The organism is Nocardioides pelophilus, assembly GCF_014180685.1.
Taxonomy (GTDB): domain Bacteria; phylum Actinomycetota; class Actinomycetes; order Propionibacteriales; family Nocardioidaceae; genus Nocardioides; species Nocardioides pelophilus.
In genome coordinates this window covers 1-12,816 of sequence record NZ_JACEHF010000034.1, presented here as the reverse complement: position 1 = coordinate 12,816, position 12,816 = coordinate 1, and the positions used below count along the sequence as shown (strand labels likewise).

The 12,816-nt window shown below is 69.1% G+C and carries 14 protein-coding genes; all 14 read left to right on the top strand.

Annotated features, from left to right (window positions below; all coding sequences use genetic code 11):
• Positions 1–72 precede the first annotated feature (72 nt).
• Positions 73–1,380 (top strand): preprotein translocase subunit SecY, encoded by a 1,308-nt coding sequence (gene secY, locus H0488_RS08630; RefSeq protein ID WP_183098872.1) that lies wholly within the window; start codon positions 73–75, stop codon positions 1,378–1,380.
• A complete protein-coding gene (locus tag H0488_RS08625) occupies positions 1,377–1,952 on the top strand; it encodes an adenylate kinase (RefSeq protein WP_183098871.1) in 576 nt (191 codons plus the stop codon). The genes secY and H0488_RS08625 overlap by 4 nt, the downstream gene beginning before the upstream one ends.
• Positions 1,953–1,963: 11 nt before the next feature.
• Positions 1,964–2,785, top strand: a complete 822-nt coding sequence (gene map, locus H0488_RS08620) for a type I methionyl aminopeptidase (protein ID WP_183098870.1) — start codon at positions 1,964–1,966, stop codon at positions 2,783–2,785.
• A 29-nt stretch (positions 2,786–2,814) separates the two neighbouring features.
• The gene (locus tag H0488_RS08615; protein WP_183098869.1) at positions 2,815–3,918 is read left to right on the top strand and encodes an isochorismate synthase; all 1,104 of its coding nucleotides are present in this window, start codon (positions 2,815–2,817) and stop codon (positions 3,916–3,918) included.
• A 187-nt stretch (positions 3,919–4,105) separates the two neighbouring features.
• A complete protein-coding gene (locus tag H0488_RS08610) occupies positions 4,106–5,140 on the top strand; it encodes a TerC family protein (protein ID WP_183098868.1) in 1,035 nt (344 codons plus the stop codon).
• A gap of 64 nt (positions 5,141–5,204) precedes the next feature.
• Positions 5,205–7,715, top strand: coding sequence for an FHA domain-containing protein (locus H0488_RS08605; protein ID WP_183098867.1), 2,511 nt, complete (start codon positions 5,205–5,207; stop codon positions 7,713–7,715).
• A 59-nt stretch (positions 7,716–7,774) separates the two neighbouring features.
• The gene (locus H0488_RS08600) at positions 7,775–8,824 is read left to right on the top strand and encodes an LLM class flavin-dependent oxidoreductase (RefSeq protein WP_183098866.1); all 1,050 of its coding nucleotides are present in this window, start codon (positions 7,775–7,777) and stop codon (positions 8,822–8,824) included.
• 242 nt (positions 8,825–9,066) lie between these two features.
• Positions 9,067–9,288, top strand: coding sequence for a translation initiation factor IF-1 (infA, locus tag H0488_RS08595; protein WP_028656368.1), 222 nt, complete (start codon positions 9,067–9,069; stop codon positions 9,286–9,288).
• Positions 9,289–9,326: 38 nt separating this feature from the next.
• Positions 9,327–9,440, top strand: a complete 114-nt coding sequence (gene rpmJ, locus H0488_RS08590; protein WP_004008316.1) for a 50S ribosomal protein L36 — start codon at positions 9,327–9,329, stop codon at positions 9,438–9,440.
• A gap of 189 nt (positions 9,441–9,629) precedes the next feature.
• The gene (gene rpsM, locus H0488_RS08585) at positions 9,630–10,004 is read left to right on the top strand and encodes a 30S ribosomal protein S13 (RefSeq protein ID WP_183098865.1); all 375 of its coding nucleotides are present in this window, start codon (positions 9,630–9,632) and stop codon (positions 10,002–10,004) included.
• 61 nt (positions 10,005–10,065) lie between these two features.
• Entirely contained in the window at positions 10,066–10,467 is a 402-nt protein-coding gene (rpsK, locus tag H0488_RS08580; RefSeq protein WP_038681087.1) for a 30S ribosomal protein S11, read from the top strand.
• A 28-nt stretch (positions 10,468–10,495) separates the two neighbouring features.
• Positions 10,496–11,104: a 30S ribosomal protein S4 gene (gene rpsD, locus H0488_RS08575; protein WP_183098864.1), complete on the top strand. Its 609-nt coding sequence runs from the start codon at positions 10,496–10,498 to the stop codon at positions 11,102–11,104.
• A gap of 119 nt (positions 11,105–11,223) precedes the next feature.
• Positions 11,224–12,240 carry a DNA-directed RNA polymerase subunit alpha gene (locus tag H0488_RS08570; protein ID WP_183098863.1) on the top strand — a complete coding sequence of 339 codons (1,017 nt, stop codon included), beginning with the start codon at positions 11,224–11,226 and terminating at the stop codon, positions 12,238–12,240.
• Between the two features lie 210 nt (positions 12,241–12,450).
• Positions 12,451–12,816, top strand: a 366-nt coding sequence (gene rplQ, locus H0488_RS08565) for a 50S ribosomal protein L17 (RefSeq protein ID WP_183098862.1), incomplete at its 3' end; no start/stop codon positions are given.

Here is a 12,816-nt window from a genome sequence, read left to right as displayed (position 1 = left end):
CCTTTCTCGCTCCCTGTTAGGCTTCCCGACGGCCCTCAGGTGTCGATGGCCCTATGAGAAAGAGGACCCTCAGTGCTTAGCGCGTTCGTCAACGCATTCCGGACTCCGGACCTGCGGCGCAAGCTGCTGTTCGTCCTGTTCATCATCTTCGTCTTCCGGCTCGGCTCGCAGATCCCGGCCCCCGGGGTGCACGTCGCCAACGTCCAGCACTGTCTCGGCGACGAGGCCAACAACACCGGCATCTACAACCTGATCAACCTGTTCTCCGGTGGCGCGCTGCTGCAGCTGACCGTGTTCGCGCTCGGGATCATGCCCTACATCACCGCGAGCATCATCCTGCAGCTGCTGGTCGTCGTGATCCCGCGGCTCGAGGCCCTCAAGAAGGAGGGTCAGGCCGGTCAGACCAAGATCACGCAGTACACGCGCTACCTCACCCTCGGCCTCGCGCTGCTCCAGGCGACCGGCATCGTCGCGCTCGCGCGCACCGGCAGCCTGCTCCAGAACTGCGACACCGAGACCTACCCGCTGCTCCACAGCGACACGACCATGACCTTCCTGGTCATCGTGATCACGATGACCGCCGGTACCGCGGTGATCATGTGGCTCGGCGAGCAGATCACCGAGCGCGGCATCGGCAACGGCATGTCGATCCTGATCTTCACCCAGGTCGTCGCGACCTTCCCCGCCTCTCTCTGGCAGGTCCAGAAGAGCCAGGGCTGGTGGACGTTCGGCATCGTGATCGTGATCGGACTCGCGATCGTGGGCGGTGTCATCTTCATCGAGCAGGCGCAGCGCCGGATCCCGGTGCAGTACGCCCGCCGGATGGTCGGTCGCAAGATGTTCGGCGGCAGCTCGACCTACATCCCGCTCAAGGTCAACCAGGCCGGCATCATCCCCGTCATCTTCGCCTCGTCGCTGCTCTACCTGCCGGCGATGGCGGTGCAGTTCAACCAGACCAGCGACTCGGCCTGGGTCAAGTTCGTCGCGGACTACTTCGTCACCGGTGACAAGTGGCCCTACATGGTGACCTACTTCCTGTTGATCATCTTCTTCACCTACTTCTACGTGTCGATCACCTTCAACCCGCAAGAGGTGGCCGACAACATGAAGAAGTACGGCGGCTTCATCCCCGGAATCCGGGCGGGCAAGCCGACCCAGGACTACCTGTCCTACGTCCTCTCCCGCATCACGTTGCCGGGCGCTCTCTACCTGGGTCTGATCTCCCTCATCCCGCTGATCGCGCTGGTGCTGATCGACGCCAACCAGAACTTCCCCTTCGGCGGCACGTCCATCCTGATCATGGTGGGCGTCGCCCTCGACACGGTGAAGCAGATCGAGAGCCAGCTCCAGCAGCGTAACTACGAAGGATTCCTTCGATGAGGCTGATTCTCATGGGCCCCCCGGGCGCCGGCAAAGGCACCCAGGCCAAGTTCGTCGCCGACCACTTCGGTGTGCCGGCGATCTCGACCGGCGACATCTTCCGCGCCAACGTCTCCGAGGGCACGCCCCTGGGTGTCGAGGCGAAGAAGTTCATGGACGCCGGCGAGTACGTCCCGGACGAGGTCACCAACCAGATGGTCCGCAACCGGATCGCCGAACCGGATGCCGACCCGGGCTTCCTGCTCGACGGCTACCCGCGGACGCTGGCCCAGGTCGAGGAGCTCGACGCCATGATCGCCGACACGGGTCACCAGCTCGACGCGGTCGTCGTCATCACCGTCGACCAGGACGAGCTCGTCCACCGACTTCTGCAGCGGGCCCAGACCGAGGGTCGCGCCGACGACACCGAGGACGTCATCCGGCGCCGCCAGGAGATCTACGGAGCCGAGACCGAGCCGCTGATCGCCGTCTACAAGGGTCGTGGCCTGGTCCACGAGGTCGACGGCATGGGCGAGGTCGACGACGTCACGAAGCGCATCTTCGACGCGCTCGACGTAGTAGAGCAGAGCTGAGCGCGCGGCGCTTGTTCGGTAGCAGCCTGGAGATCAAGACCCCCGAGCAGATCCTGCTGATGCGGGAGGCGGGGCTCGTGGTCGCCGACGCGCTCGCGGCGGTGCGCGACGCCGTACGACCGGGCGTCACCACCGGTGAGCTCGACCGGGTCGCCGACGACCTGATCAGGTCGCGGGGTGCGACGCCGTCGTTCCTCGGGTACGGCGAGCCGCCCTTCCCGGCCACGATCTGCGCGTCCGTCAACGAGGCGGTCGTGCACGGCATCCCCGGGTCGCAGGTGCTGGCGGCCGGAGACGTCGTTTCGATCGACTGCGGCGCCATCGTCGAGGGTTGGCACGGCGACGCCGCGATCACGGTCGCGGTCGGCGACGTGCCCGACGACGTCAGCGAGCTGATGCGCGTGACCGAGGAGTCGCTCTGGCGAGGACTCGCCGCCGCGCGGCACGGCGGCCGCGTCGGCGACATCTCGCACGCGATCGAGCAGTTCGTGCACTCCCAGGGTGACTACGGCATCGTCGAGGACTACACCGGCCACGGCATCGGCACGGAAATGCACCTGCCGCCCGACGTTCCCAACTACGGCCGGCCTGGGCGGGGGCCGCGGCTCAAGCACGGACTCGCGCTCGCCGTGGAGCCGATGGTCACCCTCGGCACCAAGCAGACCTCGGTGGGCGACGACGACTGGACCGTCGTGACCAGGGACGGCTCGCTCGCCGCCCACTTCGAGCACACCTTCGCGCTGACGGCGGACGGCATCTGGGTGCTCACCGCGCACGACGGCGGCAGGGCCGACCTCGAGCGGCTGGGTGCTCCGTACGGCGGCCCCGCGTGAGCCTCCCACCCGCCGACCTATCATCAAGCATGGCCGTCCTTCCCGCCCGACCGCTCCTCTTCGCCACCGGCGACGAGGCGTACGTCGCCGACCGGGTGCTGCGCACGTGGACCACGCCCGACGGCGCCGACCCCGGGTGGGCCGACGAGATCACCGGCGCGCTGCAGCCGGGGGAGCGGGTGATCGGCGCGCTGTCGTTCGCGGCCGGGGCGCCCGGCATCTTCCACCAGGTCGTCGGCTCCGAGCGCCCGCTGCGCAGCCCGGTCACCCCGCACCGGGACCGCACCTACGACGTCCGCGAGTTCCCCACCGCCGCGGCCTACGCCGACATGGTCCGCGCGGTGCTCGCCAAGATCGAGGCCGGCGTCGTGCGCAAGGTCGTCATCGGGCGCTGCCTCGACGTGACCAGTGACCCGCCGCTCGAGCCCGCCGAGGTGATCGACCGGCTGCTGGTGACCCGCCCCGGGCGCTACGTGTTCTCGGTGCCCCTGACCGAGTCCCTCGACGGTGGTCCGCTGCTGGTCGGTGCGAGCCCCGAGCTGCTGGTCAGCCGCGAGGGCGACCGGATCTCGTGCACCCCGCTGGCCGGCTCGGTGCCGCGCTCACCCGATCCCGACGAGGACGCGCGCCGCGCCTCCGCGCTCCGCGAGTCCGACAAGGACCTCGCCGAGCACGCCTTCGTCGTCGACGCCATCGTGCACGCCCTCAAAGAGGTGTGCGTCGACGTCGAGCCCCCGACCGGGCCGACGCTCCTCGCGACCGACACGGTGTGGCACCTCGCGTCCCCGATCACCGCGCGGCTCGAGGACCCGGCGACCGGCCCGAGCGCGCTCCGGCTCGCCCAGATGCTGCACCCCACCCCGGCCGTCGGCGGCGTACCCGCCGCGGCTGCGGCCGCAGCCATCGCCGACCTCGAGGGCGACCTGCGCGCCTACTTCGCCGGCTGCGTCGGCTGGGTCGACCGCACCGGCGACGGTGTCTTCGCGATCACGATCCGCGCCGCGGTCATCGACGGCCCCCGGATGCGGCTCTTCGCCGGAGCCGGGATCGTCGCCGGCTCCGACCCCGACTCCGAGGTCCGCGAGACGGGCGCGAAGCTCGAGACGATGACGAAGGTCGCCGGCCTGGCATAGGGGCCGCCCAGGAATCGGTCGCACTGGAAGTATGTGGGACGATAGGCCGACCACGAGGGGAGTATTCCTCCGCTGCGTGTCTCGTCATCACGATCGGCTGCGGCTGGTCCGGGACCGTAGGTCGTCGGCAGGCGACGGAAGAGACCTCGGGCGACCGGACTAACCGATCTACCGGAGGACCTGCCTCGTGGACGTCAGCACCCTGGAATGGACCATCACCATCGCCGCCACCGTCGGCGTGCTTCTCTTCGATGTCGTCGTGATCGCACGCGACCCGCGGGAGCCGTCGATGCGGGAGTGCGCGATCGCGCTCTCCTTCTACGTCGGCGCCGCGTTGGCGTTCGGTCTGTTCATCTGGCTCTACCACGGACACGACTTCGGCATCGAGTTCTACACCGGCTGGTTGACGGAGTACTCGCTGTCGATCGACAACCTGTTCGTCTTCATCATCTTGATGGCGGCCCTCAAGGTGCCCCGGAAGTACCAGCAGGAGGCCCTGCTGGTCGGCATCGTGCTGGCGCTCGTCTTCCGCGGCATCTTCATCGCGCTCGGCTACGCCCTCATCGAGAACTTCAGCTGGGTCTTCTACATCTTCGGCGCGTTCCTCGTCTACACCGCCTACGGCCTGGTGAAGTCCTACCGCACCCATGAGGACGAGCACCCCGAGGACAACGCGGTCGTGAAGTTCGCCCGCCGGCACATGCGGGTCGGCGACACCTACCACGGCCTCAAGCTCTGGTACCACGAGAACGGCGTCCAGTTCGTCTCCCCGATCGTGATCGTCATCATCGCGCTCGGCGTCACCGACATCCTCTTCGCGCTCGACTCGATCCCGGCGATCTTCGGCATCACCCAGGAGCCCTACCTCGTCTTCACGGCGAACGTCTTCGCGCTGATGGGGCTGCGGCAGCTCTACTTCCTGCTCGGCGGACTGCTGCAGCGACTGATCTACCTGTCGCTGGGGCTGGCGTTCATCCTCGCGTTCATCGGCGTGAAGCTGGTGCTGCACGCGCTGCACAAGAACGAGCTGGCGTTCATCAACGGCGGCGAGCACGTGACGGCCGCACCGGAGATCTCGTCTCTGTTCAGCCTCGGTGTGATCATCGTGACGCTCGTGCTGACCGCGGTGCTGAGCCTGGTCAAGTCGGCCAAGGCCGAGCCGGTCGCCGCGACCGTCGCCGCCGATGTCGACGACACTCCCGGGCCGGACTGGAAGGACTGACCCCACGGCCGCGAGGCCCGGCTAGGGTTTCTGTCGTTCCCTTCCCGAGCTCCCGACGAGGCCCATGACCAGCGCACCTGACCGCCCCCGCGGCGACGACGGCGTTCGGGTGGAGTGGGCCGGGGCGACGAGGATCTTCGAGGGAGACCGCGTCGTGATCGGCCGTGAGGCCGACTGCGACGTGGTCGTCAGCGAGCCCAGCGCGTCGCGGCACCACGCGGTGCTGCAGCGCGAGGGCGGCACCTGGGTCGCCGTCGACACCAGCAGCAACGGCACCTTCGTCCGGGGTCAGCGGATCACCAGGCAGGCGCTTCCCATGACCCCGCTCAGCCTCCACCTGGGCGGCCCCGCGGGGGAGGCGGTCGTGGTCAGCCTGGTAGCGGCGCAGGCCCCACCGCCGTACCAACCGGCGCCGGTCCCGTCGCCGTACCAACCACCGGCCGACGACTGGTGGCGCAACCTGCCCCCGCCGCAGCTCCCCGCCGCCGCGGCGCCCGCCGACGCCTGGCGGCCGCAGGCCGTGCTGCCGCCGGGCCAGCTCGCGCACGGGCAGTCGGTCGTCCTGCCGCAACAGGTGGCGTCCGGCCGCAGCCTCACCATCGGCCGGGAGCAGGGCAACGACGTGGTGCTCGAGGACGCGTTGGTGAGCCGCCGGCACGCGCGGCTGGACCCCGCCGGGCCGAACCGGCTGGCGGTCCTGCACGACCTCAACAGCTACAACGGCACCTACGTCAACGGACACCGGGTGCAGGGTGCGGTGCAGCTGGCGGTGGGTGCCGAGGTCATCTTCGGCAACCAGACCTTCCGCTGGGACGGCACCCAGCTGCTCGCGTCGGCGACGACCCACGAGTTCACCCTGTACGCCGACGGCCTCACCACCGTCGTGGGCGGCCGCCGGGTGCTGCTGGAGAACGTGTCGTTCCAGCTCAAGCCGTCCAGCCTCACCGCGGTGATCGGACCGTCCGGCGCCGGCAAGTCGACGCTGCTGCGCGCGCTCACCGGCCTGCAGCCGGCGACGCACGGCCGGGTGATCTGGCAGGGCCACGACCTCTACGCGCACTACGACCAGCTGCGCTTCCAGATCGGGCTGGTGCCGCAGCAGGACATCCAGCACCCGCAGCTGAAGGTGCGCCAGGCGCTTCGGTACGCCGCCCAGCTCCGGCTGCCGCCCGACACGACCCGTCCGGAGCAGGATGCCCGGGTGGCCGCGGTGGCCGACCAGCTGCAGCTCACCTCGCGGCTGGACAACCGCATCGGCACCCAGCTCTCCGGCGGCCAGAAGAAGCGCGTGTCGATCGCGACCGAGCTGCTGACCGCGCCGCCGCTGCTGTTCCTCGACGAGCCCACGTCGGGGCTCGACCCGGGTCTCGACCTGGAGGTCATGAAGCAGCTGCGCTCGCTCGCCGACGGCGGCCGGGTGGTCATGGTCGTCACCCACTCGGTGCTCGCGCTCGACGTGTGCGACAACGTGATGGTCCTCGCGCCCGGTGGCCGGCTCGCCTACTTCGGCCCGCCGTCCGGGGTGCTGGCGCACTTCGGCCGCGCCAGCTATCCCGAGGTCTTCGACCTGCTCGACGACCCCCAGCTGTGGAACCTGATCCCCGCCCAGCCCCGGCCCGCCGCGACCACCGGGGCGCTCCCTGCGGTCGGTTCCGGCGTTCCCGCCCCACCGCGGCGCTCGCTCGGACGTCAGCTCTCGACCCTGGTCCGGCGCAACGCCGCGGTCGTCGTCTCCGACCGGCTCCTCCTCGGCATGCTGCTCCTGCTGCCCCTGGTCCTCGGCGGCCTGAGCCGGCTGGTGCCCGGATCGAGCGGGCTCTCGCTGGACGACACCCGGCGGTGTCCCGGCGCGACCGAGCCGATCGGTGACGGGATGTGCCAGGCCTTCCAGGGCGGCGCACCCGCCGGGCGGGCGGTCCGGATGGTGTTCGATCCCGGGGAGTCCACCCAGCGCCTCATCGTGCTCCTCGTGGCGGCGTGCCTGATGGGCACCGCGATCGCGATCCGGGAGCTGGTGGGGGAGCGGCCGATCTTCCGCCGGGAGTACGCCGTCGGCCTGTCGCCGGGGGTCTACTTCCTGAGCAAGGTGCTGGTGCTCGGCACGGCGGCGTTCGTGCAGGGTCTCCTGGTCACCTTCATCGCGGTCGTCGGCCTTCCCGGAGCCGACGGCCAGCTGGGGACCGTGCGGGTCGCCCTCACGATCGGTGCGCTCGCGTTCACCATGGCGGTGGTCGGGCTCGCACTGTCGGCGCTGGTCACCAGCACCGAACAGACGATGCCCACGCTGGTCGGCGTCATCATGCTCCAGCTGGTGCTCTCGGGGTCGCTGTTCGCGATCGCCGGTCGGCCGGTGCTCGAGCAGGTCGCCTGGCTGTCGCCGTCGCGGTGGGGCTACGCCGCCGCGGCCTCCGCGATGGGCCTGGTCCGCGGCCAGGTCGACCGTGCCGACGAGGACTGGATCGCGCTCGCCGGCGCCGGCCACTACCTGATGGACCTCGCGATGCTCGGTCTGCTCTGCGCCAGCGCGTTCGGCCTCGGGCTGTGGCTCACTCGCCGCAGCGCCACGCTGGACTGAACCGCCACCGGTCCCCGTGGTGGGGAATGTCCTGCCGGTCCGCGGCCTTGAAGCGGGAGATGCCATCTCCCGCTCTCTCCGTGCTCGACCTGGTGCCGGTCCGCGCCGACCAGACCTCGGCCGACGCCGTCGCTGCCTCGCTCGACCTCGCCCGCACCGCCGATCGGCTGGGCTATCGCCGCTACTGGGTCGCCGAGCACCACAACATGCCCGCCGTCGCCGCGACCAACCCGCCGGTCCTGATCGGACTGATCGCCGGGCAGACCGCACGGATCCGGGTGGGCTCCGGCGGCGTGATGCTGCCCAACCACGCCCCGCTCGTGGTGGCGGAGCAGTTCGCGCTGCTCGAGGCGGCGTTCCCGGGGCGGATCGACCTCGGCATCGGCCGGGCGCCCGGCACCGACCCGATCACGCGGTGGGCGCTGCGGCACGGGGCGGGTGGTGTCGACGACAACGCGGTCGAGCGGTTCGGTGAGTACGTCGACGACGTGCTGACCATGATGGAGCCGGCCGGCGCCGGGCTCGACCTGCGTGGGCGCACCCACGTCCTGAAGGCCACGCCGGCGGCGCGGTCGGTGGCGACCCCGTGGCTGCTCGGCTCGTCCGACTACTCCGCGAGGCTCGCGGCCGAGAAGGGCCTGCCCTACGTCTTCGCCCACCACTTCTCCGGCTCCGGCACCGCCGAGGCGCTCGCGCTCTACCGCTCGACCTTCCGACCGTCCGCGCTGCTCGCCGAGCCGAGGACCTTCCTGACCGTCAACGCGGCAGCCGCGGACACCGCCGAGGAGGCCGCCCGGCTCGCGCTCCCGCAGCTGCTGCAGATGGTGGCGCTCCGCACCGGCCAGCCGCTCACGGCCCAGCCGTCGGTCGAGGACGCCGAGCGGACGGTGGCCGCGGGGCTCCCCGAGGGGCATGCGGGGCTGATCGGAGCCATGCGGCGCCGCTGGGTGATCGGGGACGCCGAGACGGCCCGCGCCGAGATCGAGCGGCTCGCCTCGTCGTACGACGTCGACGAGGTGATGGTGAACCCGGTCGCCGGTGCCGTGGCCCGGACCGCGCCCGCGAGCGCACCCGGACGGGTGCGGACCCTGGAGCTGCTCGCCGGCTGACGGTGTCCGGATTGGGAGAACGTGTCCCGATACGTCTAAACTGGTGTGTCGGCCCAACGTGGGTCTGTGTCGTGCTGCCTCGCGGCTGCTCGGTCGCTGGCGATCGCTTCTGAGACGAAGAGATCGTTCGCGTGCCGGGGAGAGGCTTCCGACATGGCTGCACGAGGTCCACCGAAGGCGCCCACGCGGCGGCGGAGGAGGTTCCCGGGCCACCGGTAGACGAACCCAACCCGAAGGACGGCATGGCGAAGAAAGAAGGCGTCATCGAGATGGAGGGCTCCGTTGTGGAGGCCCTTCCCAACGCGATGTTCCGTGTTGAGCTGAGCAACGGCCACAAGGTCCTTGCCCACATCAGCGGAAAGATGCGCCAGCACTACATCCGGATCCTCCCCGAGGACCGGGTCGTCGTGGAGCTTTCGCCGTACGACCTCAGCCGGGGCCGCATCGTCTACCGCTACAAGTAAAGAACCAACAAGCCGCCAGCAGACAAGAAAGGGCTGACATGAAGGTCAACCCGAGCGTCAAGCCGATCTGTGACAAGTGCAAGGTGATCCGTCGCCACGGCCGCGTCATGGTGATCTGCGAGAACCCGCGCCACAAGCAGCGCCAGGGCTGAGTTCGATGGGCCTGCCGGCCCGAGTCCCTGCCGCCACAACTGAATAACCTCTGCAGCGTGACAGCAGTCCCGATCGCATGATCGGGATCCACCGCCGGAACTGAGGCCGGCGCCTCACCCACTGATCGATCGAAGGGGAGAGGACGCGTCACGCACGACACCTCAGTCAACGCAAGGAGAACCGCCTACATGGCACGCCTCGTTGGAGTCGACCTTCCGCGCGACAAGCGCATCGAGATCGCTCTTACCTACATCTACGGCATCGGCCGTACCCGCGCCCAGCAGCTGCTGGCCGCCACCGGGGTCAACCCCGACCTCCGCGTCCACGAGCTGGGCGACGAGGAGCTGGTCAAGCTCCGCGATGAGATCGAAGCCAACTTCAAGATCGAGGGTGATCTCCGTCGCGAGGTCCAGGCTGACATCCGCCGGAAGATCGAGATCGGCAGCTACCAGGGTCGCCGCCACCGTCAGGGCCTTCCGGTCCGCGGGCAGCGCACCAAGACCAACGCTCGCACCCGCAAGGGTCCGAAGCGCACGGTTGCCGGCAAGAAGAAGGCCAAGTGATCGATCGCCGTCAGGGCGATCTCACTGGCACGACAGACCAGCTTTCTCAAGGAGATAACTGATGCCTCCCAAGGCTCGCGCGGGCGCCAAGAAGGTCCGCCGCAAGGAAAAGAAGAACGTCGCTCAGGGCGAGGCCCACATCAAGAGCACGTTCAACAACACCATCGTCACGATCACCGACCCCACCGGTGCGGTGATCTCGTGGGCCTCCGCCGGCACCGTCGGCTTCAAGGGCTCCCGCAAGTCGACCCCGTACGCCGCGCAGATGGCCGCTGAGGCCGCCGGCCGGCGCGCGATGGAGCACGGCATGAAGAAGATCGACGTCTTCGTCAAGGGCCCGGGCTCGGGTCGCGAGACGGCGATCCGGTCCCTGGGTGCGATCGGCCTCGAGGTCGGCACCATCCAGGACGTGACCCCCGCCCCCCACAACGGCTGCCGCCCGCCCAAGCGCCGGCGCGTCTGACCACCGAGACTGAAGGAGAGCGAAGGACATGGCCCGTTACACCGGTCCCATCACCAAGAAGTCGCGCCGTCTCGGTGTCGACCTCATCGGCGGCGACGCCGCATTCGAGAAGCGTCCCTACCCGCCGGGCCAGCACGGCCGGGCGCGGATCAAGGAGAGCGAGTACCGCAACCAACTGCAGGAGAAGCAGAAGGCGCGCTACACGTACGGCATCCTCGAGAAGCAGTTCCACAAGTACTACGTCGAGGCCGCACGTCGCCAGGGCAAGACCGGCGACAACCTGCTCCAGCTGCTCGAGTGCCGCCTGGACAACGTGGTCTACCGCGCCGGGTTCGCCCGGACCCGCCGTCACGCCCGCCAGCTGGTGGCCCACGGTCACTTCCTGGTCAACGGCAAGAAGGTCGACATCCCCTCGTTCCAGGTCACGCAGTACGACATCATCGACGTCCGCGAGAAGTCGCTGGAGATGACGCCGTTCATCGTCGCCCGCGAGACCCACGGCGAGCGGATCGTGCCTGCTTGGCTCGAGGCGCTGCCGACGCGGATGCGCATCCTGGTGCACCAGCTGCCCGTCCGGGAGCAGATCGACCTCCCGGTCCAAGAGCAGCTCATCGTCGAGTACTACTCGAAGAAGTGACGTGAGTGGGGGGCCGCACCTGACCGGGCCCCCCACCGCCCACTCCCCGCAACTCCCGCCGTCCAAGCACCACGTCTGGACCCTCATATAGCGGTCGGTCCGGAAAGGATAAGAACACAGTGCTCATCGCACAGCGCCCCACCCTGTCGGAGGAAACCGTCGACCAGTTCCGGTCGCGGTTCGTCATCGAGCCCCTCGAGCCTGGCTTCGGCTACACGCTCGGCAACTCGCTCCGGCGTACCCTCCTCTCCTCCATCCCCGGCGCGTCTGTCACCAGCATCAAGGTCGACAGCGTGCTCCACGAGTTCTCGACCCTCGAGGGCGTCAAGGAAGACGTCACCGAGATCATCCTGAACCTCAAGGGTCTCGTCGTCTCCTCGGAGCACGACGAGCCCGTGACCATGTACCTCCGCAAGTCCGGTGCCGGTGACGTCACCGCGGCTGACATCGCGCCCCCGGCGGGTGTCGAGGTGCACAACCCCGACATGAAGATCGCCACCCTGGGCGACAACGGCAAGCTCGAGATGGAGCTCGTCGTCGAGCGCGGTCGCGGCTACGTCTCGGCCGTCCAGAACAAGGGCGCCGACAACGAGATCGGCCGGATGCCGGTCGACTCGATCTACAGCCCGGTCCTCAAGGTGACCTACAAGGTCGAGGCCACCCGTGTCGAGCAGCGCACCGACTTCGACAAGCTCGTCATCGACGTCGAGACCAAGCCGTCGATCCTGCCCCGCGACGCCATCGCGTCGGCCGGCAAGACGCTGGTCGAGCTCTTCGGCCTGGCCCGCGAGCTCAACGTCGAGGCCGAGGGCATCGACATCGGCCCTTCGCCCGTCGACGAGCAGCTCGCCGCCGACCTGGCCCTTCCGGTCGAGGACCTGCAGCTCACCGTCCGGTCCTACAACTGCCTCAAGCGCGAGGGCATCCACACCGTGGGTGAGCTCATCAGCCGCTCGGAGCAGGACCTGCTCGACATCCGCAACTTCGGCGCCAAGTCGATCGACGAGGTCAAGGCGAAGCTGCACGAGATGGGTCTGTCCCTCAAGGACAGCGCTCCCGGCTTCGACCCGCACGCCGCGCTCGCGTCGTACGGCGATGACGACGACGACACCTTCGTCGAGGACGAGCAGTACTGAGTTGGATTGGGCGAGCGTGTCGCCCTCCGGTGACCGCCGCGCGGGCCTCGCTCCGCTCGGCCCGCGGGCGCTCACCGGGCGGCTTCGCCGCTGGCGCCACCCTGCCGCCCCGCAGTTGACGTAGTTGGCAGTACAGATTGATTGGCGGCCTCCGGTCGGAGGCCAACTAGCCCCGGTACCTAGCACGGCCGGGGGGATTGAGAGTCAGAGATGCCCAAGCCCAAGAAGGGCCCCCGCCTCGGCGGTAGCCCGGCCCACCAGCGGCTCATCCTCCGCAACCTGGCCACCGCGCTCTTCGAGCACGGCCGGATCACGACCACGGAGGCCAAGGCCCGCACGCTGCGGCCGTACGCCGAGAAGCTGATCACCAAGGCCAAGAAGGCGCACCTGGGTGAGAACCCGCTGCACAACCGTCGCGAGGTGCTCAAGAGCATCACCGACAAGGGTGTCGTGCACCACCTCTTCACCGAGATCGCGCCGGTCTTCGCCGAGCGTCCCGGCGGCTACACCCGGATCACCAAGATCGGTCCGCGCCAGGGCGACAACGCCCCCATGGCCGTGGTCGAGCTGGTGACC